The sequence below is a fragment of the Microbacterium sp. J1-1 genome (assembly GCF_024498615.1).
Taxonomy (GTDB): domain Bacteria; phylum Actinomycetota; class Actinomycetes; order Actinomycetales; family Microbacteriaceae; genus Microbacterium; species Microbacterium aurugineum.
The window spans coordinates 2,353,358-2,375,643 of the sequence record NZ_CP089590.1 but is presented as its reverse complement, the minus strand read 5'-3'; the positions used below and the strand labels follow the sequence as shown (position 1 = coordinate 2,375,643).

At 69.0% G+C, this 22,286-nt stretch carries 24 protein-coding genes and 1 tRNA gene; 9 read left to right on the top strand and 16 right to left on the bottom strand.

Annotated elements, in window-relative coordinates:
* Positions 1 to 37: 37 nt before the first annotated feature.
* The 8 genes from LRQ07_RS11395 to LRQ07_RS11360 all read left to right on the top strand — a co-directional run bounded on the left by LRQ07_RS11395 (position 38) and on the right by LRQ07_RS11360 (position 7,504).
* Complete coding sequence (locus tag LRQ07_RS11395; RefSeq protein WP_194239375.1) at positions 38 to 871, top strand: ParA family protein; 834 nt, start codon at positions 38 to 40, stop codon at positions 869 to 871.
* Positions 872 to 914: 43 nt separating this feature from the next.
* Positions 915 to 1,739 (top strand): segregation and condensation protein A, encoded by an 825-nt coding sequence (locus LRQ07_RS11390; protein ID WP_194239374.1) that lies wholly within the window; start codon positions 915 to 917, stop codon positions 1,737 to 1,739.
* Positions 1,729 to 2,373: an SMC-Scp complex subunit ScpB gene (gene scpB / locus LRQ07_RS11385; RefSeq protein ID WP_256534677.1), complete on the top strand. Its 645-nt coding sequence runs from the start codon at positions 1,729 to 1,731 to the stop codon at positions 2,371 to 2,373. Before LRQ07_RS11390 ends, scpB begins: the two co-directional genes overlap by 11 nt.
* Entirely contained in the window at positions 2,370 to 3,176 is an 807-nt protein-coding gene (locus LRQ07_RS11380) for a pseudouridine synthase (protein WP_134351625.1), read from the top strand. The genes scpB and LRQ07_RS11380 overlap by 4 nt, the downstream gene beginning before the upstream one ends.
* A complete protein-coding gene (locus LRQ07_RS11375; RefSeq protein ID WP_256534676.1) occupies positions 3,173 to 4,309 on the top strand; it encodes a prephenate dehydrogenase in 1,137 nt (378 codons plus the stop codon). Before LRQ07_RS11380 ends, LRQ07_RS11375 begins: the two co-directional genes overlap by 4 nt.
* On the top strand, positions 4,302 to 5,024 hold the full coding sequence (cmk, locus tag LRQ07_RS11370; RefSeq protein WP_131491335.1) for a (d)CMP kinase: 723 nt from the start codon (positions 4,302 to 4,304) through the stop codon (positions 5,022 to 5,024). The genes LRQ07_RS11375 and cmk overlap by 8 nt, the downstream gene beginning before the upstream one ends.
* A gap of 40 nt (positions 5,025 to 5,064) precedes the next feature.
* Positions 5,065 to 6,537 (top strand): ribosome biogenesis GTPase Der, encoded by a 1,473-nt coding sequence (der, locus tag LRQ07_RS11365; protein ID WP_231555022.1) that lies wholly within the window; start codon positions 5,065 to 5,067, stop codon positions 6,535 to 6,537.
* A 61-nt stretch (positions 6,538 to 6,598) separates the two neighbouring features.
* The gene (locus LRQ07_RS11360; protein ID WP_256534675.1) at positions 6,599 to 7,504 is read left to right on the top strand and encodes an NUDIX domain-containing protein; all 906 of its coding nucleotides are present in this window, start codon (positions 6,599 to 6,601) and stop codon (positions 7,502 to 7,504) included.
* A 30-nt stretch (positions 7,505 to 7,534) separates the two neighbouring features.
* Here LRQ07_RS11360 and LRQ07_RS11355 read toward each other — a convergent pair whose 3' ends face one another.
* From LRQ07_RS11355 to LRQ07_RS11335, 5 genes are all read right to left on the bottom strand, one after another.
* Positions 7,535 to 8,950 (bottom strand): HNH endonuclease signature motif containing protein, encoded by a 1,416-nt coding sequence (locus LRQ07_RS11355; RefSeq protein WP_256534674.1) that lies wholly within the window; start codon positions 8,948 to 8,950, stop codon positions 7,535 to 7,537.
* Positions 8,951 to 9,013: 63 nt separating this feature from the next.
* Entirely contained in the window at positions 9,014 to 9,385 is a 372-nt protein-coding gene (locus tag LRQ07_RS11350; RefSeq protein WP_256534673.1) for an RNA-binding S4 domain-containing protein, read from the bottom strand.
* Complete coding sequence (locus LRQ07_RS11345; protein WP_256534672.1) at positions 9,385 to 10,053, bottom strand: lysoplasmalogenase; 669 nt, start codon at positions 10,051 to 10,053, stop codon at positions 9,385 to 9,387. Before LRQ07_RS11345 ends, LRQ07_RS11350 begins: the two co-directional genes overlap by 1 nt.
* A gap of 59 nt (positions 10,054 to 10,112) precedes the next feature.
* The gene (locus LRQ07_RS11340; protein ID WP_232761584.1) at positions 10,113 to 10,568 is read right to left on the bottom strand and encodes a hypothetical protein; all 456 of its coding nucleotides are present in this window, start codon (positions 10,566 to 10,568) and stop codon (positions 10,113 to 10,115) included.
* A gap of 36 nt (positions 10,569 to 10,604) precedes the next feature.
* A complete protein-coding gene (locus LRQ07_RS11335) occupies positions 10,605 to 11,189 on the bottom strand; it encodes a GNAT family N-acetyltransferase (protein ID WP_256534671.1) in 585 nt (194 codons plus the stop codon).
* Between the two features lie 197 nt (positions 11,190 to 11,386).
* Here LRQ07_RS11335 and LRQ07_RS11330 point away from each other — a divergent pair.
* Positions 11,387 to 11,460 (top strand) — tRNA-Pro (locus LRQ07_RS11330).
* Positions 11,461 to 11,667: 207 nt separating this feature from the next.
* On the opposite strand, the gene LRQ07_RS11325 is transcribed toward LRQ07_RS11330, so the two are convergent.
* Genes LRQ07_RS11325 through LRQ07_RS11275 form a run of 11 tightly spaced genes read right to left on the bottom strand, consistent with a single transcriptional unit; the run spans position 11,668 to position 22,178 of the window.
* Entirely contained in the window at positions 11,668 to 12,894 is a 1,227-nt protein-coding gene (locus LRQ07_RS11325; protein ID WP_256534670.1) for a tyrosine-type recombinase/integrase, read from the bottom strand.
* Positions 12,878 to 13,093: a helix-turn-helix transcriptional regulator gene (locus LRQ07_RS11320; RefSeq protein WP_256534669.1), complete on the bottom strand. Its 216-nt coding sequence runs from the start codon at positions 13,091 to 13,093 to the stop codon at positions 12,878 to 12,880. Before LRQ07_RS11320 ends, LRQ07_RS11325 begins: the two co-directional genes overlap by 17 nt.
* Positions 13,090 to 13,662 carry a hypothetical protein gene (locus tag LRQ07_RS11315; RefSeq protein WP_256534668.1) on the bottom strand — a complete coding sequence of 191 codons (573 nt, stop codon included), beginning with the start codon at positions 13,660 to 13,662 and terminating at the stop codon, positions 13,090 to 13,092. Before LRQ07_RS11315 ends, LRQ07_RS11320 begins: the two co-directional genes overlap by 4 nt.
* A gap of 15 nt (positions 13,663 to 13,677) precedes the next feature.
* Positions 13,678 to 14,133, bottom strand: a complete 456-nt coding sequence (locus LRQ07_RS11310) for a single-stranded DNA-binding protein (protein WP_256534667.1) — start codon at positions 14,131 to 14,133, stop codon at positions 13,678 to 13,680.
* 56 nt (positions 14,134 to 14,189) lie between these two features.
* Complete coding sequence (locus LRQ07_RS11305) at positions 14,190 to 15,986, bottom strand: type IV secretory system conjugative DNA transfer family protein (protein WP_256534666.1); 1,797 nt, start codon at positions 15,984 to 15,986, stop codon at positions 14,190 to 14,192.
* Entirely contained in the window at positions 15,983 to 16,537 is a 555-nt protein-coding gene (locus LRQ07_RS11300) for a hypothetical protein (protein ID WP_256534665.1), read from the bottom strand. Before LRQ07_RS11300 ends, LRQ07_RS11305 begins: the two co-directional genes overlap by 4 nt.
* The gene (locus tag LRQ07_RS11295; protein ID WP_256534664.1) at positions 16,534 to 18,072 is read right to left on the bottom strand and encodes an ATP-binding protein; all 1,539 of its coding nucleotides are present in this window, start codon (positions 18,070 to 18,072) and stop codon (positions 16,534 to 16,536) included. Before LRQ07_RS11295 ends, LRQ07_RS11300 begins: the two co-directional genes overlap by 4 nt.
* On the bottom strand, positions 18,069 to 18,929 hold the full coding sequence (locus LRQ07_RS11290; RefSeq protein ID WP_256534663.1) for a hypothetical protein: 861 nt from the start codon (positions 18,927 to 18,929) through the stop codon (positions 18,069 to 18,071). The genes LRQ07_RS11295 and LRQ07_RS11290 overlap by 4 nt, the downstream gene beginning before the upstream one ends.
* A 35-nt stretch (positions 18,930 to 18,964) precedes the next feature.
* Positions 18,965 to 20,437, bottom strand: a complete 1,473-nt coding sequence (locus LRQ07_RS11285; protein ID WP_256534662.1) for an SCO6880 family protein — start codon at positions 20,435 to 20,437, stop codon at positions 18,965 to 18,967.
* Positions 20,438 to 20,440: 3 nt separating this feature from the next.
* Positions 20,441 to 21,868 carry a conjugal transfer protein TrbL gene (locus LRQ07_RS11280; protein WP_256534661.1) on the bottom strand — a complete coding sequence of 476 codons (1,428 nt, stop codon included), beginning with the start codon at positions 21,866 to 21,868 and terminating at the stop codon, positions 20,441 to 20,443.
* A 40-nt stretch (positions 21,869 to 21,908) separates the two neighbouring features.
* Positions 21,909 to 22,178, bottom strand: coding sequence for a DUF6112 family protein (locus LRQ07_RS11275; protein WP_256534660.1), 270 nt, complete (start codon positions 22,176 to 22,178; stop codon positions 21,909 to 21,911).
* Between the last annotated feature and the right edge of the window lie 108 nt (positions 22,179 to 22,286).

Here is a 22,286-nt window from a genome sequence, read left to right as displayed (position 1 = left end):
GTCCAGGGCGAAGGCGCAGAAGGCCGACGAGACCCCCATGGGACCCACGGGCCGTCCGTATCACGGGTTCCCGACCCCCGAACCGTTGAAGTCCCACGGGCCCGCGCGCATCATCGCGCTGTGCAACCAGAAGGGCGGCGTCGGCAAGACGACCACGTCCATCAACCTGGCCGCGGCACTCGCCGAGTACGGCCGCAAGGTGCTCGCGGTCGATTTCGACCCGCAGGGCGCCCTGTCCGCGGGGCTCGGCATCCCGACCCACGATGTGCCGACGATCTACGACCTCCTGCTCGACACCAAGCGCGACGCCCACGATGCGATCGTGAAGTCGAGCGTCGAGGGTCTCGACGTCATGCCGGCGAACATCGACCTGTCGGCTGCCGAGGTGCACCTGGTCAACGAGGTCGCACGGGAGACGATCCTCGCCCGGGTGCTGCGCCAGGTGGCGGGGGAGTACGACGTCATCCTCGTCGACTGCCAGCCCTCCCTCGGGATCCTCACTGTCAACGCGCTGACGGCGGCGCACGGTGTGATCATCCCGCTCGAATGCGAGTTCTTCGCGCTGCGCGGCGTGGCACTGCTCATCGAGACGATCGACAAGGTCCGCGACAGGTTGAATCCGTCCATCACGATGGACGGCCTGCTGGCCACGATGTACGACCCGCGCACCCTGCACTCGCGCGAGGTGCTCGAGCGTGTCGTCGAAGCATTCGGAGACGACGTGCTCGAGACCGTGATCGGCCGCACCGTGAAGTTCCCCGACGCCTCGGTGTCGGGGGTGCCCATCACCGAGTTCGCCCCCGAGCACGCGGCCGCTCAGGCATACCTGCGGCTGGCGCGGGAGCTGGTCGCCCGTGGCGCTGTCGCCTAGCGGAGAGTCCGTCGACCCTTCGGCCATCGAGCGCGCCGAAGACGTGAGCAGCGGATCGGACGAGCCCGTCGGATCCGCGGCGATCGAACCGGGCTTCCGGGTCTCCCTGTCGAATTTCGACGGACCGTTCGACCTGCTCCTGAACCTCATCTCGAAGCATGAGATGGACATCACCGAGGTCTCGTTGAGCGCGGTCACGAACGAGTTCATCGCCTACCTGGGCGAGCTCGAGAACGATGAGGAACTCGATCAGGCCTCCGAGTTCCTCGTGGTCGCGGCGACCCTGCTCGACATGAAGGTCGCCGGACTCCTCCCGCAGGGCGAGCTCGTGGACGCTGAGGCCGTCGCGCTCTTGGAGGCACGCGACCTGCTGTTCGCCCGGTTGCTGCAGTACCGGGCCTTCAAAGAGGTGTCGGCGTGGTTCTCCCGTTGCCTGCAACGCGAAGACAAGCGGCACGTCCGCGCGGCACGCCTCGATGAGAAGCACCGCTCGCAGACACCCGAGCTCGTGTGGTCGCTCACCGTGGACGACTTCGCGGCGCTGGCGCTGCTGGCCTTCGCGCCCAAAGAGATCCCGCATGTCGGACTCGACCATCTGCACGCACCGCTGGTCAGCATCCGCGAGCAGGCGGCGATCGTCGTCACCCTCCTGCGCGGCACCGAGTCGCTGAGCTTCCGCGAACTCGTCGCGGGCGTGAGCGAGCCGGGCATCGTCGTGGCGCGTTTCATCTCGGTGTTGGAGCTGTACCGGCACGCGGCGCTGACCTTCGAACAACTGGAACCGCTCGGCGAGCTCACGCTGCGCTGGGCAGCCGACTCCTGGTCGGACGAGACACTCGCGAGCCTGGGGGCCGACTATGACCGATGATCTGACCGAGACCGAGACGTCGATCGACGCGGAGACCGATACCGAGACGGCGGACGACGGGATCGGCGGGTCCACCGAGATCCCGCTCTCCGAGCGCATCGAGGCCATCCTGTTGATCGTCGACGAGCCGCTGGGGCTGGTGGCTCTCGCCGCCGCCGTCGGTTCGCCGGTGCCGGCGGTGCGGCAGACGCTCGAGACGCTCGTCGACGACTACGACGGCAACGGCACGGGCCCGCGGCGCGGATTCGAGCTGCGCGAGGTCGGCGGCGGCTGGCGACTGTACGTCCGCGAGGAGCTCGACCCGCTCGTGGCGGCGTTCGTCGGCGGACAGGCGCCCGCGCGGCTTTCGCAGGCCGCGCTCGAGACGCTGGCCGTGATCGCCTACAAGCAGCCCGTCACCCGCAGCCAGGTCGCCTCCATCCGTGCAGTGAACGTCGATTCCGTCGTGCGCACGCTGCTCGCCCGCGGCCTGATCACCGAACTCTTCGCCGACTCCGAGACCGGCGCGATCAACTACGGCACGACCGACGCGCTCCTGCAGCACCTGGGCATCAACTCGCTCGACGAGCTGCCACCGATCTCCCCTCTGCTCGATGACGGCGCAGACGGTTTCGACGAAGGGACCATCCGATGACCGGTTTCGAGGCATCCGCAGGATTCGAGGGTGCGCCCGAGGGTGTGCGCCTCCAGAAGGTCCTCGCCGGCGCGGGTGTGGCATCGCGCCGAGTGGTGGAGCAGTACATCACGGAAGGGCGCATCCGCGTCAACGGCGTCGTCGTCACGGAGCTCGGACGCCGGATCGACCCCGAGCACGACCTCGTGGACGTCGACGGCACCGCGGTGCAGCTCGACGTCTCCAAGCGGTACGTCATGCTGAACAAGCCGACCGGGGTCGTCAGCAGCATGAAGGACGAAAACGGCAGGCCCGACCTTCGCCGCTTCACGGAGCAGTTCGAGGAGCGCCTGTACAACGTCGGACGCCTCGACGCCGAGACGAGCGGTCTCTTGATCCTCACGAATGACGGGGCTCTCGCTCACGTGCTCGCTCACCCCTCGTTCGGCGTGACGAAGGTGTACATCGCGAAGGTCGAGGGGACGGTGCTGCCCCAGACGATCTCGAAGCTCACCAAGGGCATCGAGCTCGAAGACGGCCCCATCGCTGCGGACAAGGCGCGGCTGCTGGACACCTCGCGCGGGTCGAGCCTGGTCGAGCTGACCCTGCACTCCGGACGCAACCGGATCGTCCGTCGGATGCTCGCCGCGGTCGGTCATCCGGTCACGGAACTCGTGCGCCGGCAGTTCGGGCCGCTCCACCTGGGAACCCTCCCGGCCGGGAAGACGCGGGAACTGACTAAAATCGAACTCGGCGCGCTTTTGACCTTGTCGCGCCGTGATTCCGGTGTCGCCGAGGCGCCAGGCGAGCAGGAGAACGAATGACCGATACGACGAGTGCGCCCACGGCGCGGAGGGCAGGCGCCGTCGCGCCTCGTCTCTCCGGGACCGTCCGCGTCGTCGGCGCCGGTCTGCTCGGGGCGAGCGTCGGCCACGCACTCCGGTCGAAGGGCATCGACGTCGTTCTGACGGATGCATCGCCCGCACAGCTGCGCCTCGCCGTCGACTACGGGGCCGGCCGCCTCGCCACCGACGACGACACCCCCTCGCTCATCGTCGTCGCCGTGCCGCCGGACGTGACCGCGGACGTCATCCAAGCCGAACTCCAGCGCTTCCCGGACGCCGTGGTGACCGACGTGGCGAGTGTGAAGCTCGAGCCGTTCCGCACCCTGCAGTCGCGGGGCGTCGACCTCACCCGGTACATCGGATCGCATCCGCTCGCCGGCCGTGAGCGCGGCGGGGCCATCTCCGCCCGCGCCGATCTGTTCGTCGGGCGACCGTGGGTCGTGTGCCGCGACGAGGACACGAAGGCGACGGACCTCGCCCTGGTCGAAGCGCTCGCGCTCGACGTCGGGGCGATGCCGCTCGAGATGACGCCGGAGGAGCATGACCGTTCGGTCGCGCTCACGTCGCACGTGCCTCAGGTCGTCGCGAGCCTGCTCGCCGCCCGCCTCGCGGAGGCGGAGGAGGGTGCGCTCCGTCTTGCAGGCCAGGGCGTTCGTGACACGACACGCATCGCGGCCTCGGCTCCCGAGCTGTGGGTGCAGATCCTCGGCGCCAACGCCGGCCCCGTCGTCGAGATCCTCGATGCTCTCGCCGCCGACCTCGGAGAAGTGGCGGACGCATTGCGAGAGCCGAGCGCGCCCGGAGCCCGACGCGTGGTCGCCGAGACGATCCGCCAGGGCAACGACGGCGTCGACCGCCTCCCCGGAAAGCACGGACAGAACCAGCGCTTCGAGTCGCTCGTCGTCATGGTCGACGACACCGCCGGTCAGCTGGGTCGCCTGTTCGGCGAGCTCGGCGAACTGGGCGTCAACGTCGAAGACCTCCGACTCGAGCACTCGCCAGGGGCCCAGTTCGGCCTCGCCGAGATCAGCGTCGACCCGGCCGCGCTGCACGGGGCGATCACCGGACTCCAGGAACGCGGCTGGCGGATTGCAGGGAACACCAATGACTGACACCTCGAACGCGTCCACGGCGCCCGCACACGTGGCCGATGCGACGAAGTTCATCGCGATCGACGGACCAGCCGGTTCGGGCAAGTCCAGCGTGTCGAAGGCCGTCGCGCGCATGCTCGGCTTCGGATACCTCGACACCGGCTCCGCCTACCGCGCACTCGCCTGGCACGTGCTCGATCGCGGCGCCGACACCTCGGACCCCGAGGCGGTTCGCGCGGCGGCATCCGACTTCCCCGTGCGTCTGGGACTCGACCCCGACGACCGCACGGTTCGCGTCGGCGACACTGACATCACCGAGGCCATCCGTGATTCTCGGGTTTCCGCCGCAGTGAGCGGCGTGGCGCGCGTGCCCGAGGTGCGCGCGCAGGTCAACGAGCTGTTCCGCGCACTGGTCGCTGAATCCGCCTACCCCGCCGTGGTGGTCGAAGGCCGTGACATCACGACCGTCGTCGCTCCGGATGCGCCCGTGCGGATCCTGCTCACCGCGGCACCCGAAGTGCGTGCTGCTCGACGCGCCGGCGAACTCGCCGGCGAGAACGCGGCTGCTGTCGCCGCGGCGCTCCACAAGCGCGATGCCTCAGACAGTGCCGTCGTCGACTTCCTCAACGCCGCGGACGGCGTCGAGGTCGTCGACTCGACGGAACTCGACTTCCCCCAGACCATCGACGCCGTGCTCACGGTGATCGAGCGAATCCAAGGAGCACACCGTGGCTGACGACGAATACGAAGGCGGCCCCGACCAGCTCGCCGAGAAGATGGACCAGCTCGACGAGAATCTCGCCGAGCAGCGCGCGGAGACCCTGCGCGCCGGCCTCTCCGACTACGAGCTGGACGACGAGGACGCCGCGCTCCTCGCCGGTGTCACGCTCGGCGAGGACGGCATCCACTACAGCCCGGCTCTGCCCGTGGTGGCGATCGTCGGACGCCCGAACGTCGGCAAGTCCGCGCTTGTGAACCGCATCCTCGGACGCCGTGAGGCCGTTGTGGAGGACACACCTGGCGTGACCCGCGACCGCGTGACCTACAAAGCCGAGTGGGGCGACCGTCGCTTCTCGCTCGTCGACACCGGCGGGTGGGAGCCCGATGCGCGTGGCATCGACCGCTCGGTCGCGATGCAGGCGGAGGTCGCGATCGACCTGGCCGACATGGTGTTGTTCGTCGTCGACGCGATGGTCGGAGCCACCTCGACCGACGAGCACGTCGTGAAGCTGCTGCGCAAGAGCGGTAAGCCGGTGTTCCTCGTCGCCAACAAGATCGATGACGCCCGGCAGGAGCCGGAGACGGCACCGCTGTGGAGCCTCGGGCTCGGCGAGCCGTATCCCGTCTCGGCCATCCACGGGCGTGGTGTCGCCGACCTGCTGGATGCCGTGCTGAAGAAGCTTCCCGAGGTCTCGGCCGTCGCGAAGCAGGAGATCGGCGGCCCGCGTCGAGTGGCGATCCTCGGTCGCCCGAATGTCGGGAAGTCGTCGCTGCTGAACAAGGCGGCAGGCGAGGAGCGCGTGGTCGTCAACGACCTCGCCGGCACCACCCGCGACCCGGTGGATGAGGTCGTGGAACTCGGCGGGAAGATGTGGCGCCTGGTCGACACCGCGGGGATCCGCCGTCGCGTGCACATGGCTCAGGGCGCGGACTTCTACGCCTCGCTGCGCACCTCGGCCGCGCTGGAGAAGGCGGAGGTCGCCGTCGTCGTGCTCGACGTCTCGGAGACGATCAGCGAGCAGGACGTGCGCATCATCGACCTCGTCCTCGAGTCGGGCCGTGCGCTCGTCCTCGCGTTCAACAAGTGGGATCGCCTGAACGACGATGACCTCGAGAACGCCGATCGCCGCCGCTACCTGGAGCGTGAGATCGAGCAGGACCTCGCACACGTCGCCTGGGCGCCGCGCGTGAACATCTCGGCGAAGACGGGGCGTCACCTCGACAAGCTCGTCCCCGCGCTGGAGACCTCGCTGGAGAACTGGGACCGCCGCATCCCGACCGGCAAGTTCAATGCGTTCCTCGCCGAGCTCGTCGCCGAGCACCCGCACCCGCTGCGCGGTGGCAAGCAGCCGCGCATCCTGTTCGGGACGCAGGCATCGACCCGCCCGCCGACGTTCGTGCTGTTCACCACCGGGTTCCTCGACCCGGGGTACCGCCGGTTCATCCAGCGCCGCCTGCGTGAGCTGTACTCCTTCGAGGGCACGCCCATCGTGATCAACATGCGGGTGCGCGAGAAGCGTCAGCGCTGATCTGTTCCGACGCGTGTCGCGCCGTGGCGCCACGACCCCGATGCTGTGAAAGGCTGAAGGGGTGACGGTCGTACCTCCTGCCTCTGGTGAGCCGCGTCGCCCGGACGGGCCGCGGAACCCGGGTGATGCCTGGGTGATCGCGGAGTCGGGTGAGAAGTACTGGGGGCGTTTCGGCGCTGCCGGTCTTCTCGCCTTTGACCCGGCCCGGGGCATCCTGCTGCAGCATCGCGTCTCTTGGAGCCACTTCGGTGGCACCTGGGGGCTGCCCGGTGGGGCTCTGCACGAGGGCGAGAGCGCGATTGTCGGGGCGATCCGTGAGGCGCAGGAGGAAGCGGGGGTGCCTGATGGGGCGGTCCGTCCTCGGTTCACCAGCGTGCTCGATCTGGGCATCTGGTCGTACACGACGGTCATCGCCGATGTGCAGGTGCCCTTTGACCCGGTGATCAGCGACCCGGAGAGCGTGGCCCTCGAGTGGGTGCCCAGCGATGAGGTCGACGAGCGACCGTTGCACCCCGGGTTCGCCGCGGCATGGCCGATGCTGCGGGCGCTGCTCGAGGTGCGGCCGGTGGTCGTGGTCGACGCCGCGAATGTCGTGGGGTCCGTGCCCGACGGCTGGTGGAAGGACCGTGCGGGAGCGGCGGCGCGCCTTCGTCTCCGGCTGGAGGCGCTGGTGGTCCCCGCGGAGGATCTGGATCTCGGCGGAGACGAGTGGTTCCCCGAGGTCTCGATGGTGGTCGAGGGTCAGGCACGGGACATCGATGACGAAGCGAGCACGGTCGCCGTCGTTCGAGCCGAGGCTGCGGGTGACGACGCGATCGTCGCCGAAGTCGAGCGTCGCGTCGCTGATGTGCGCACAGTCGTCGTGGTCACCAGCGACCGGGAGCTCAGCGAACGAGCTGAGCGCGCCGGTGCCGTGAAGGTCCGATCTGCCGGGTGGCTGCTCCAACTCCTCGCGGCGCACGACTGACTTCTGCTCCAGCTTCTCCGACACCGTCATTCAGACGAACATCACGCGTCGGGGTGGCGGGTCGGCGTAGTCACGCCCCAGCGGACTGTGCCAGGTGACGCTGCCGTCCTTCTCCTGCTGTGCGTTCCAGCGATGCGTGTCGGGGATGTCCGGATGCTTGAGGGTGTGATGGCTGCGGCAGAAGTGGCCGAGGTTGTCGAGGCTTGTCTTTCCGCCCTTGGCGTGATCATGGTTGTGGTCGATCTCGCACCGGTGGGCTGGCATGCGGCACCCCGGGAACCGGCAATGACGGTCCCGCGCGCGGAGGAACCGGCGCATCCCTTCGGTGGGCGTGTAGGTGTCGGTCTCGACCACCATGCCGGACGGGTCGAGGAAGAGCCGGGTCCAGCCGGTGTTACGACCCGCGAGGTCGCGGGCGATGTCGGGATGCAGCGGTCCGTGACCGTCGAGTTCAGCGGGGTTGTCATCCGCACCGGTGAGCGTGGTCGCCGAGACCGTGACCTGCACCCGAGCGTGAATGCCGTCGAGGCCGTCTCCGTGCGCGGCGCTGGGGTCTGCGGTCAGGAGAAGATCGGTGAAGAGATCGGCTTCCGTCTGCGCCCACGTCCGCGTGTCGACAGGGAGATGCTCGACTGTGGGGTCGGTCGCGAACGTGTCACCGTCGGCGCCCTGGATCACCCCGCTGTCGTACGGGTCAAACGCCGGGTCGTCGAGCGAGAGATCTCCGGGATCGATACCTTCACCGTCGTCGTCGAACCACCAGGGGAGAGGCGTGACTTCGCGGTTGTCTCGGGCGCGTACGACCGCGCGGGTCATGCGGTTCAGCCTGTCGGCGATCGCGGTGGCGATCCACTCGGGGAGTACGGCGGTGAGCAGCGCCAACCCGTCGTCGAGCGACTTCACCGTCACGCACCGTTCTTCGGCGGCACGTCGGTGTCTTTCAACCAGCGTCTCGCCGACGAGGGCGGCAGCGACCTGACGTGCATGCGCTTTCGTGCGCGCAGCTGTGTCTTGTTCGGCGACAACGAGAACCGCGGCCTCGAAGAGCTCCATGACGGTGGCATCGACCTTGCGGTTGCGGATGGCTTCGGCGACGACGGCACCCGCCCTCGCGATCTCGCGCACGTGTTGGACGCTGACGGCGCCACTCGCGAACGAGGCTCGGACGGCGGGGAGATGGGCCTGCAACGCCTGCGCATCGGCAAAGGCGAACTCCACGGAGCCCTTCGAGAGATGGCCGGCCGCGGAGAACTCCGCGACCATCGAGCGGTGGATCGCCTCGCGATGGAAGGGACTTGCGGTGACATCGGCGTCGTAGAGGGCGATCTGCTCGACGAGCAACTCTGCTGCTTCGGCTTCGAGCGCCGCGATCCGACGCCTCGTCGCGACCCACGCATCCACGATGCGACGCCTCTCGTGGAGGTCGAGATCGGTCGTGTTCGCCATGCCTCCAGTTTAGAACGTATGTTCGAAGCTGTCGAGGTGTCGGAGGCGACGCATGCCGGGATATCAGCTAAGGCGGTCGTCGTGGCGACCGCGCAGCTTATCGATGTCGCGGCGTTCGCGTTTGGTCGGGCGCCCCGCGCCTCGGTCCCGAAGGCCGAGGGCGGCCTGCGGCTCGCGTTCGGGCGTCTTGTCCTCGTAAGCGAGCGCCGCGAGCGGAGCTCCGACGCGTTTGACCAGGAGCTGGCGGACGATGAGGATCCGGTCGAATCCGGCGATGCGGATGCGCAGTTCGTCGCCCACCCTGATCTGTTGCGCCGCCTTCACCTTGTCGCCGTTCACTCGTACATGCCCCGCACGGCATGCGGTGGTCGCCGCCGACCGCGTCTTGTAGACACGGATCGCCCAGAGCCAGCTGTCGACACGTGCGGCATCCATCACGTGGTCCGCTTCCATAACGCGATCAGGGCGCCGGCGACGATGAGGCCCTGGCCGAGGGTGTAGGTGAGCATCACCGCCGGGCTGCTCCAAGTCGGGAGCCCCGAGGGGAGGAACAGTCGGAATGCGAGGAGCGTGTCGCTGGCGAGGAAGAACGCTCCACCGACCGCGATGAGCGGGTGGCAGCGGGCCGCGAATGCCGCCGTGCCGCCGAGCACGAGTCCGTAGACGGCGACCGCGATCAGCAGGTCGCCCGTGTGCGGGCCCACGACCGCGATCATCGCGATCCACCAGCCGACGTAGACCAACGCCCACCACGGCATCCGCCGCCGTGCGAGGTGGCGAGCGAACAACAGGATGTATGCCAGGTGCGCGATACCGAAGAAGAGCAGCATCAGCGGCAGCTCCGGCGCGCCGGGGAAGAGGGCGCCCGCACCGTCGCCGAGCCAGGAGAACAGGACCGCTGCGAGGAGCAGGATCAGTGTCGCCGGAGGCTTCAGCCAGCGCGCGGACAGCACCACCGGAACCGCCAGCAGCGGCATCAGGAGCAGTTTGGTCGGGCTGGCGAGCGGACTGTCCACCGCGAGGAGCACGACATGCAACAGCGAGACCGCGGCGTACGGGAGGAACGCCCACATGATCGACGAGGAAGGCGTCCGCCGCTGCATCTCCCCATCGTAGGGGCGCGGCGTTGCAGTCGCAGGGGTCGTGGTCTTCACGCGGACACTCAGGATTCGACGGTGACCTGATCGACGGTGTCGTCGACGCCCAGGTGTGCAGCGGGCCAGTAGCCCTCGGGGAAGTGTTCGCCGCAGGTGTCCGTCAGGTGCAGGACCACGGTTCCGTCGGAGGAGGCCTCGATCGTCTCGAGTGCGAGGTCGGCGAAGGCATCATCGAGTTCGTGTGGCTCGGGCTCACCGGTGCTGAAGTTCGTGACCACGGCGTCGGTCGCGAGCCGTCGCAACACGTCGAGCCGCGCTACGACCTCGCGCAGACGGGGGAGGAGCGGCGTCACCTCATCGACAGTCGTTCCTTCGAGCATGAGGTCGAGCTCCGTGCCTGCGACCGAGACCGTGCCGACGAACCAGTCATGGGTGAGTACGGAGCCATCGGTGAGTTCGGACGTTGCCCGGGTGAAGGCGCCGAGCTCGGGGTCGTCGATGGTCGGGTGCGCATCGGTCATGCTTTCACGCTAGTGGCTGGCGAGCCCGCTGCACGCTCATGCGGCGAGGTCGAGCGCGACGAGAGTGCGCCCCGGCTTGAGTTCCGACCTCTCGGTGAAGCCGGCGGCCAGGAATGTGCCGAGCGTGCCGTGGAACAGTTCGTTGGCGCGCTGCTTCTCGCCCCCGGTGTCGACCGGGTAGCCCTCGATCACGCGAGCGCCGGATCCGCGTGCATACTCGACGGCGGCGTCCAGCAGGATGCGGTTGAGTCCGGCTCCGCGATGCTCTCGCCGGACGACGAAGCACGTCACCGCCCAGACCGACTCGTCGTCGAAGGGCTCGGTCGTCGCGGCGGCGATGATGCGGGTGCGGGGGATCCGTGCCTGGCGGGTGCGGGGGCCGATCCGGATCCATCCGGCAGCCTCGCCGTCGACGTACGCGACGATCCCCGGCGGTGGTCCCTCGTCGATCTCGGCGCGGAACATCTCGGTGCGCTGCGGCGTCGTCGTCGCGTTCCACTCCTTGTTGGTCAGCACCGGCCAGATGCACTGGCAGCTCGCCCCGTCGCCGCCGCCCGTGAGCGCGTGCTGGACATCGTCCCAGCGGGGAGCGGTCGCCAGCTCGGTCGTGATCGTCGCCATGCACGTGACGGTACGCGCGACCTCCGACACCCGCAACGCCTCGGTTCGCGGAGGCGGCCGAGATGCGGCTAAGATAGGGGAGTTGCCTGCGCGAGAGTGCAGAACAACGGGCTGTGGCGCAGCTTGGTAGCGCACTTGACTGGGGGTTAAGGGGTTTACCCCGCTCTGGTCGCCCGAACAACTGAATATCCATGCCACGGGCTGTGGCGCAGCTTGGTAGCGCACCTGACTGGGGGTCAGGGGGTCGCAGGTTCAAATCCTGTCAGCCCGACGGGAAAGCCCTGATGAGAAGCCATTTTCATCAGGGCTTCGTCGTGTCTGGCGACGGGTTTTCGTTGGTCCCCTCTGGTCCCCTCGCCGACGCGAGGGCGTGTGGGTCGAGAGCCCGGACGGCGGATTTGGGTCTCCGGTAGCCCTTGCCTGTGGATAAGGGGACCAAAAGGGGACCAGAGCGCCCGATCGTGACTTCAGCTACCTGTCACAGGGACCTCGACGCCCCGCGCCGGGTCGGCCCGCTGGCTTTGGCGGATCGGGCGAGGAAGGCGTTGGCCTGCTCCGCGGCTGATGCGAGGTGGCGGTCGTCGGGGTGCAGGTATCCGCGCGTGGTCTCCACGGAGGCGTGACCGAGGATGTCCTGGAGGACGTGCAGCGGGATGCCTGCGTCGGCCATCCAGGTAGCCCCGGTGTGCCGGAGCCCGTGGCGGGTGAGGTCCGGCAGCCCGAGATCGCTGACGATCTGGTCCCAGTTCGTAGCGTCCCGCACGGTGGCGGTGGTGAGCGCGCCGCCTTTCGGGCCGACCAGTAGCCGGTCCTCAGGCTCCTTGCCCTCGGTGAGACGTTCGAGGATCGGCCGGAGCGGGTCGAGGATCGGGACGCGGCGTTCTCTGCGGCCCTTGGTCTGTTTCGTGATGAGCCCGCCCTTGCCGGGGTATGTCTGCCGGGCGATGACCACGATGTTCTTGTCGAACCGGACGTCGCGTGACTGGAGGCCGGATATTTCGGAAGAGCGTGCGGCGAGGAGCGCTGCGAGCATGACGAAGTCGGAGTAGGACTGATGAATCTTTCCACATGCCTTAGCTAGTTCCGTCAGAGTGCTCATATCGGGGATCGCGTGAGCACGCGGTGAGGACTCTTCGGCAGGCTGAAGGCGGAACGCATTTCGGTTCAGGCTGCGCTTGGCACGGTTCTTAGCTGGGTTGATCGCGATGAGCCCGTCGCGGACTGCCTCGTCGAGGATCCGCACGAGCGGCGCGATCGAGTTCTTGATCGTTGACGCCCCGTGGCGCTTCTCCCATGCGTCGATAGTGCGGTCGATCACCCCGGCGGTGATCTGCGTGACGGGCAGGTGCCCGAGCGCGGGCAGGACTCGGAGTTTGAGCCCGTACCCGTAGGTTTCGCCGGTGGAGGTTGGGTCGAGACCGCGCGCCCAGCGGTCGCCGATCGCGGTGACGAACTCGGTGAGCGTCATGGATACGTCCATGCCCCTGGCCGATGACTGCCGCAGGGAGTCGAAGAACTCGTGCGCGGCCGCCTCGTCAGCGACGATCTCGGAGCGGATGACGCGGCGCTTGCTGATTGGGTCCGTCCAGCGGGCGCGGGCGCGGATGCCGTAGGAGCGACGTTCCAGGTCGGTGGAGATCCTCACGCCGACCGGAGGCACCGGCTTCGGTTGCGCTTGCGGGAGCGGTTCATCCTTCCTGGGCATGGCCGTGCTCCAGGCTCGCCAGCCAGGCGTCGACCGCGTCGATCCGGTACCGGGCGATCCCGCCGAGCCTCAGGAACGGGGGCCCCTGGCCTGCGGACCGCCATCTCGACAGGGTCGATTCGGATACCTTGAGGTACGCGGCGATCTCGCGACTGTCCATCAGCGGAGAGACCACGATCGTGCTGCTGTTCTCGTTCATGAGATTTCTCCGGTGTCCGGGGCGAGTCCGGCATAGAAGTCCTCCTCAGCATGGCGGCGTGCGGCGACATCGTCGAGGACGAACTGCACGAAGTCCTGATCTCGGTGAGCGATGATCGTGTCCTCGACTGGGCCTGCTGGGTCCTCGCCGGGCCAGGTGGTCTGCCGGGTGGGGCGGTCTCGGTCGAGGCGAGTTCCGGAAGCGGCGACCCAGTCGCGGAGTCGCTGGCGGGCGTCGGCGAAGTCGCGATGCCAGCCCAGCGGCGCGGAGCCATTCTGCTCAGGATCGTAGGCAGACAGCCAATGGAGATGCAGCGCGCTCAACTCCCACAGCAATTCTGAATGTCGGTACCAGAACGGCGGAACCACCGAAGCAGGTAGGCCGTAGGTGCGGCGCAACCAGTCGACCCAGCGGTTGAGCTCCAGCCACTCGGCCTCGGCCTCCTCTCCGGTCAGGAGGCTCCAGTTGATCGGGTGCGGCGGCTCCGGGATCAACGGCCCGTCGAACTCATCAGCCTCGTCGCTCAGATCGAGTTCGTCGGTCTCGGGGACTGCGTCGTTCTCGTTCATCGCGGTCACTGCCCTTCAGAGCCCGAGCGCCGGCTCTGCGCTGTGTGTCTCGCGGTGGGCCCCGTTATCCACGGTCTGCCCGGCGGCCTCCTGCGCGACGGCGGTCTGACGCCGGGTACGGTCGACCTCGTAGCGAGTGCGCGCGAGGTCGTGGCCGAGCTTCTTCGCTACGAATTCTTCGGCCGTCACGATCTCGCCGTCCGGTGTGGGGCGGTCGTACTCGCGGGTGTAGCCCTCGGCGACGAACTTGTCGCCCTTGGCGAGCCGGGCGTGGGCGCGCTCGGCGGTCTTCTTGAATGCGACGAGGTCGTGGAAGGTCGTCTCAGTCTGCGTGAACGACCCGTCCGGTTCCTTGCGGTAGTGCTCCTGCCCGATCTTGACGTACAGGCGGGCGTCGCCGCGTTCGGTGTAGGTGAGCTGCGGGTCGGAGGCGATGAACCCGGAGAGAGATTGCTGCGTGTGGAGAGCCATCGGACTGTCCTCTTTCTGACATCACGGGCGGCCCCACGGCCGGGATCGCCCTTGTGTCAGGCAGGTGCGCCCGGCTCCTCCTGCTGACGACGTTGCAGCAGGTGCTCGATGCCGGTGCGGTCAGCGCGGAGGGTCTTGGCGTCGGGGCGGTCCGTCCAGGTCCGCATGCGGGTGACGATGGGTGGTGCAGAGCGCAGCATGACCAGCGCAGTCCCGAACGGCAGGGTGCGGATCGTGTCGGGCGGCATGATCGGTACGCGGCGGATGGAGCGTTGCGCGGTGCGGGAGCCGTGGTCGCCGATCGTGGTGGAGTCGGTCACCTCGTCACGTTCGCCGATGAGGGTGGTCAGGTCATGGAGGTCTTTGGAGTTGGAGGCCCCGCCGAGGATGATCTTCACGATGCTGGCGTCCCAGATCGCGCCGGCCGCGTTCTCCGACCACTTCTCGCGCGCCTGCGCGAGGCTTTGAAGCACGGGCATGGTTGTGATTCCGGTGCCGCCGCCCTCAGCCATCAGTGTCGGCAGTGACGGGAGCGGGGCGATGTTGCCGACTTCATCGAGCGCGAGCAGCAGCGGCGGGTCGAGGCGGGCGCCGGGGCTGGTCGCGGCGATGCGGCGTGCGGCTTCTACGACGTCTTCCACGAACGCCGCGACGAGCGCCGCGCTGTTGTTGGCGCCGGCGCCGGTGGCCAGCAGGTACAGGGTGCCTTTGGCGTGGAGGAACGCTTCAGGGTCGAAGTCCTCACCCGGCCGAGGTGACACGGCATCGAGGACGCGGGGGTCGGCGAGGGCGGCGAGGGCGAGGGAGACGCCTTGCCAGATGGAGTCTCGGGTTCTCGGGTCGGAGTCGATCATCGCCTGCAACGACTCCGCCCACCCCGTCGCCGCTCCCGGGTTCGCGGTGAGGATCGCCACCGCATCGGCAGCGGCGGACGGGTCGAGGGTCCACCGGAACAGTTCAGAGGGCGGCCGATGGTCGAGGGCTGCGGCGTGGAGAAGGGCTTGGAGGGCGGTGCGGGTCTTGCTTTCCCAGAATCCGCCGCCTTCGACACCGCCGGCGGACAGGCCGGTGCCGGCGGCAAGTCCGGTCGCGCGGATCATCGCCGTCAGCGGGTCCACGCACCCCCGGATCGGCGACCATCGAAGCCCCGCCGGAACGCCCTCTGCGAGGTGCTGCGGGTCGAACACCGCGACCGGCCCGACCCGCTCACGTGCACGAAGGGTTGCGGTGAGGTTGTCGGGCCGGGTGGAGGTGGTGACCACGGCGCCGGGCGCGTCGAGGATCGAGTTGATGACGATGTGAGCGCCCTTCCCGGAGCGGGGCGGGCCGATTAGCAGGATGGAATCTTCCACGGACGCCCATACGCTCTTGCCTCGTGAGGTGCCGATCCGGTAGCCGACATTCTCCGGGGCCGGTTGGTCGAGCGAGGGCCGCAGGTGCCCGGCTCGGCGCAGCAGGGCCGCCTCGGAAGCGGCTTTCGCGACTTCGGTGCGCGTGGCGATCCCGGCGATCCGGTACGGGTCGTTCTTGACGTGGCGGCCGTGGTCACGGAAGAACCGCCACGCCCACCACCCTCCGGCACCCGCGGCGAGGATCAGGAGCGCGGCGGTGATCCAATAGGCGACAGGGTTCAGGGCGGGAGCGTCAAGCGCTGATGCCGGGTCCCCCGGGTTGAGGAGGACGCCGAGGCCGGCTTCGATCCCGCCGACGGGCTGGGCTGTGCCGGTGACCCCGGCGGCAATCGAGCCGGCACCTCGGAGGACGGCCGCGAGGATCGCCTCGCCGACGAGGATACTGATGCCGACGTTGCTCAGCTCGTCCCCGAGCGAGCCCGCCGGCCTGGGCGTGTTCATTGCGGACGTCCGAGGGTGAGGGTGCCGGAGATGCGGCCGAACAGGATCACCTCACGGGTCGGACTGGTCGCGAGCTGGTCGGCGGTGATCAGCCCGCGCGTGGTGCCGTCCGGGGCGGCGTCGCCGTGAGCGACGATCACGGCGATCGCCACATCTTCACCCGGAACGAACCCCTCCCCGCGCAATGCCACGAGCTCCGGCACCATACGCGGCACAGACGTTGCGGCCTCGGGCGCGGGTCCAGGTTCGGGGTGGCGGGGCTTTCCGGGGGTGATGATGTCGGTGAACACGGTGCCGTCGGCTTCGCGCACCTCGACCCGCACCGGGGACCGGTGCTGCTCGGTGAGCTGATCGAGCAGACGGGCGAAATCTTCCCGCCGCCAGGCCGGCGCGAACGGTTCCGGCTCCCACGGCGCACCGTCGAGCGTGACACTCATCGCCCCATCACCGGTGATGGTCATGACCACGTGCGGGAGCACCACCGGCACCGCCTCCTCCTGATGCCGGGTACCGGGGGCGGTGGTGCGCTTGTAGCGGGGCCGGGCCATCATGCCTCACCACCCGCGCCCGCGGTCGCCTCGCCGCGCTGGGGGTCGCGGGTGTCTGTGGTCATGCGGCTCGTGGTGTCGAAGGTGGTGAGCTCGGCGGGGTGGAGCTGGTGCTGCACGACGAAGGATCGGTCTTTGATCCGCCACAGCCCTTGCCCGGTGCCGAGCCCGGGGAGCAGTTTCTGTTCGGTGCCGGTGAGGCCGAGCGCGGTCGCGGTCGAGCCGAGCTGGTCGGCTTCCTGCCGGTACACGATCCGCGTTTCCGCGTTCGCGAGCAGCGACGAGGCGAGGGCACGCATCGCTGAGCCTTGATCGCCGACGTTGTCGAGGTCGCTGAGCTTGTGGAAGATCAGCATGTTCGCGATCCCGAAGTGCCGGGCCAGCCGCCACTGGGCATCCATCCGCCGCAGCAGCGACGGGTACGCCATCAGCCGCCACGCCTCGTCGTAGATCACCCACCGCTGCCCACCGCTCGGGTCCGACAGGGCGGACTCCATCCACGCCGACGAACAGGTCATCAGCACCGAGATGAGCGTCGAGTTCTCCGCGACGCGAGAGAGGTCGAGGGACACCATCGGCAACGACGGATCGAACCTCACTGTGGAGGGGCCGTCGAACAGTCCTTGGAGGTCACCGGCGACGAGGCGGCGCAGCGCGTGCCCGACGAGGCGGCCATCCTCTGCGAGGCGCCCGTCCTCGTCATCGGCAGGGTTCGGGGTGAGGATGCGGTCAACGACCATCGGCAGAATCGGCACCTCCGCCGAGCGCACCGCATCCCTCAGTGCGAGGTCAATGGCGGTGTGCTCCAACGGCGACAGTGGCCGGTCGAGCACGGTTTCGGCGAGGGCGCCGATGAGGTCGCGGCGGCGGGAGGCGACCTGCAGCGCCCACTCCGCGTCGCTGACGGTGGATGGCCGGTGGCCTTCATCGAGCGGGTTGAGCCGATTGGACAGGCCGTGGCCGAGGATGATCGCCCGCCCGCCGACCGCTTCGGCGACGGCGGTATGTTCGCCTTTCGGGTCGCCAGGCACATACACGCGCCGACCGAACGGCAACGACCGCGTATAGAGGCTCTTGGCGAGGGAGGACTTGCCGGAGCCGACGATGCCGGCGAGGACGACGTTGGGGGCGGTGATGATCCCGCGCCGGTACAGCACCCACGGGTCATACACGAATGAGCCGCCGGAGTAGAGGTCTTGGCCGACGAAGATGCCCTCCGATCCGAGGCCGCCTTCGGCGAGGAACGGGTACTGCCCGGACAGAGTCGCGGAGGTGTCCTGGTGCTTGGGGAGCCGGAACCGGCCAGGGGTCCGCAGCGCCGCCGGCCCCGGCTCGCCGGCGGCGGGCAGATAGGTGGTGTTTCGTCGTTCGGCGCGTTCGGCCTCCCACCGTGCTTTCGCGTCGGCTTTGCGGGTCTCGCGGGCAGTAGTCTCGATCCGGGTCGCGGCCTGACGGCGGGCTTTGCGTGCCCGGCGGCGTTCACCTTCCGGGCCGACGAGCACCGCCGTGTGCAGGCGTCCATCCTCCCGCCCGGTCACCGCGCCAACCCCCGCGCACTCGTAGCCCCCGGCCTCCGGGTGAACCATTCGCCCCCGCCCCGCTCCCGGCCCACCGCCGGCGTCGCTGACCGTCCCGACCGGTGCGCGACACGCTCCGGTTCCCGCACCGCCGTCACAGTCGACGCGGGGGTGGTGATGCCCAGGAGGGCGGGGTCGGGCAGGGCACCGTGCTCGCGCAGCAGGGACACATGCCCGAGGAACGGGTTGTAGGTGAGGGTGTAGACATCCCGCGTCGCGATCTTATCGAGCTGCCCGGCCGGGGGCTGGTCGTACACATACCCGTTCTCGAGCGCGGCCTGCACGGGGTCGTCGCCGTAGTCGAACCCGGCCAAGTGCTCGATCGCCGCATCCGTCCCCTCCCGATCGATCAGATCCAGCACCGCGTCGGCGTCGGAGCCCTGGAGGAACACGACGCTGATCCACCTCACCCCCGAACCCTCGCCGGAAACGGCCGACTGGAGACTCTCGTTCGACAGCTCGGTGGGGTTCGTGGGGTGCCAGGCGATGCGGCCGGAGTGCTGGGAGGCGGCATCCAGCCGCGCCCCCACGTCATCGAGCAGGGTGCCGGCCTGGTGCAGCTCGTGCGCGGCGGCGAGAGCGAAGGTCGCCCCCGCATGCTGGTTACCGGCGTCGTCATGGGCGCGGGCGCGGGGCGCGATGTGCGCGGCGGCGACCTGGTCGAGCACCTGCCGCAGCGACCGGACCCCGGCGAGCAGGTCACCGATCACCGGGTACGTGTCCGCCGGGTTCGCGAAGGCGCGGGTCGCGTGGGCGAGGCCCCGCAGCGCGGCGGACGTCTCACTGGCGTCCGAGAGCGGGTCATCGAAGGTGGGCATGAGCGGGACTCCTCACAAGAAGCGATGGATACGGGTCAGACGGTGCGGCACAGCGGCAACGCTGTGGCGGTAAAGGCTTGGGCTTGCTGGCCGACGAGGCGACGGGTTTCGCAGGACGCTTGGATGGCGGCCTGCTCGACGGCGGCGACGGCCGCGTCGAGTTCATCGACAGTCGGGGCGGAGACAGCGACGAGCCCGGAAACGCGCAGGACGCCGTGCCCGGCGGTCAGGTCGGCTTCTTGTTGCAGCACGTCATCGAGTTCGGCGCTGGTGGCGGCGTCTTCGATCTGCCCGATCTTGCGGCGCTGTGCCTGGTCGGAGATGAGTTCGGTCTTCTTCTTCCGCAGGTCACGAGCGGCCTGATCGGCGCGCACCGGGGTATAGTGCAGGGCGAGGGTGCGGAGGATGCCGCCGGTGAGCACGACCGGGGCGAGGAACCCGGGATACACCTGCGAGCGGGGCCATTCGCTGATCCACAACACCGCATGATGCGCACTGTCGGACCGCAGCCGTTCCCAGGTTTCGGTGACGGCGACCGGCCCGGCGGTGGCGAGGTCGCGGCCGAGGTAGCCGTGGCGTTCCAGGGCGGGTGCGGCGGCGGGGTCGTAGGCGCCGCGGAGGATGACGGCGACCTGTCCGGGTGTCAGCCATCCGGCCGAGGTGAGTTCCGCGGCGCGCAGCGCCGTGGTGAGGGTGGTCATCTCCTGCCGCAGCACGGCAGCGGCACCGCGGATCCCGCCACCGGCGGTTCTGATCTGCCGGGCGGAGGTTTTCATGTCGAGGGCGACGCTGATCGTGGTCGCATGCCTCTCCCCGGCGGGCCCTGCCCGGTCGATGAGTTCCGCATAAGTGGTCGCCGCCCAGGAGCCGTCGTCCGTGCCATGGGTGCGCCACCATTCCGCGAGCCCCGTGCCCGAATCGGGCAGGGTCCGCTCGGACACCTGGATGCGGGCGATCCTCCCGGACCGGCAGGTGGCGGCCAGCACCCGCCCCCACCCGGAGACGCGGCGCTGCTGCTCGCCGGGGTCGAGCAGCACGAACGCCGGATGGGACACGCCGAGGATCGCGGTGAGGGTCTGCGCGTGCGGGTCGTGGATCATCGCCGCGCCGGTCTCCGGGTCCTCCCATTCCCGAAGCGGTGCCGCATCGCCGGGTAAGGCGAGGGTGCCGGCGGGCCGGGGCCGGATGATGCGGCGCCGGTAGATGAGCTGCCCGAGATACGTGCGGGTCAGCCAGCGCGCCACGATGGGCACCCACTCGATCACCTTCCGCCCGCCGGCTGGGATCACCGCCAGCAGGGCGCAGGACGCCCAGACCGGCGCGGTCCATGCGAACCCGAGGCCGCCGCCGAGGTAGAGGGAGAACACGACCGTGAGTACGGCGATGCCGAGCACGATGAGTTGGGGCAGGGACAGGCCGAGCATGATCCCGCGCTTGGTCAGGCGGGAGAACTGCACCGCTGCCAGCGGATACTCGCTCTTTGAGGACGCGTGCGCGTTCGCAGACATCGGTTACTCCTTCCCGGTCGGCTTGGAGGCAGGCGGGGGCGGCGGGTCCGACTTCCGCGGCGCCGGCGGGGTCTGTGCGGCCGACGGTGGAGTGGCCGACGACGGGGCGCCCCCAGGACGTGTGGACGGGGCCGGCGGTGTGGACTGCGCGGCCGGGGGCGGCGGGGAGGCCTGTTCGCCGGCGGCGCCGGCCTGTGCGTCCGCAGCACCGCCGATCGCGTTCCCCGCCTTCGGGCCTGCGGTCGCAGCCCCCACGACCACGGCACCACCGGCGACCACGGCGGCACCGACCGGACCCGCCGCCGCACCAGCCCCGACTCCTGTTCCGGCGCCGGCTCCTGCCGCGGATCCCGCACCCGCACCAGCACCAGTGCCAGCGGCGGGCGGGCCAGACGGTGGCCCGGAGTGTGGCGGCGTCGACCCGCCGCCGCTGCCGGTGGGTTTGCTGCCGGGGTCGGCGCCGCCGTCGAGGACTTTCTTCGCGGAGTCGGCCTTCGCGGCAGACGGCACCGGGACGGGCCGGTTGAGCGCCGACTTCGCCTCCTGCTCGCTGGACATCGCGTGGTACATGTCGAAACCGACGAAGGACAGGAACTTGTAGGTGATGTAGGGGGCGAATGCGGCGATGAACATCAGCACTACGCCCGCGATCGGGTCCGAGATGGATGCCAGGTCCGCCTCGATCGGCGCGGACACTTGGCCGATGGCGACGAGGAAGATCACGACGAGGACGAGCTTGGAGAAGATCAGGGCGATGACGAATGCCGCCCACTTCCCGAACCAGCCCTTGGTCGCATCCCATGTCGCGCCGGCCAGCGCGACCGGTCCGAACACGACCGCGACCAGCAGCAGTGCCTTGCGGATCAGCAGGGAGAACCACACGATCGCCGCCGCGCTGATGGCGAGGCCGGCGAGGAAGATCGTCAGGATCGCGCCGACGCCGGGAGCGGCGATGTTGATCGTCGCGAGGCCCGCGGCGAGGAGCCCGATCTGGGTCCCCATCCCTTCCATCGTGTTCCCGGTGGCCTGCACGATCCCCACGGCGAGCTGGTCGGTCACCTCCAACAGCAGCGCCGTGAGCGTGATGACCAGGAACGACCCGAGCACGCTCTTCGCGAGGCCGAGGGCGGCGCGGGAGAGGGCGGTGGGATCGCGGTGGATGAGGCCGGTGATGAGCTGCAAGCAGAAGAACACCAGCATGATGAACACCGCGACCCCGAACAGCACGTTGTACACCCCGACGTACTCGGGACTGGTGACCTCGACGAGGGTGGTGGTGTCGAACACGGCCCATACGGCCTCGAACAACCATGCGGCAGCACCGGCCATCGCCTGGGCGAGCCAGTCGAACGGTGCCGCGACCAGGGATGCGGTGCCTTCGCCGACGGCGTCGCAGACGGAGGAGATGACCGGGACATCGCACACGCTCACCGCAGCCACCCCCGCGGCCGGGAATCATGTCGGGTGTGCATCAGACGGCCTGCCCGACGCCCCAGAAGAAGTTGATCAGTGTCACGGCGGCACCGCAGATGATCGCCGCCCCGCACGAGACGAGCACGCCGACCTTCCCGCGGCTGGCGAGGTGCGGGTTCGAGGAGTTCGCGCCGAACCCCCACACGATCGCGCTGACGATGAGCGCGAGCACTGAGAGGATCAGGCCGACGGTCATGACCGCGCCGACGATGATGCGCAGCTGATCGATGCCGGGAAGTCCCGAGCTGTTGGGGTCGATGTCGATCACGGGATGCTCCTTGACTGGTCGAGACGGGTTTTCGACGGTCAGGTGCGCGTGACGTATCCCCGAAGTGTCAGGGGTGCATGGTTTCCTGAACCTGGTCGCTGTTCGCGA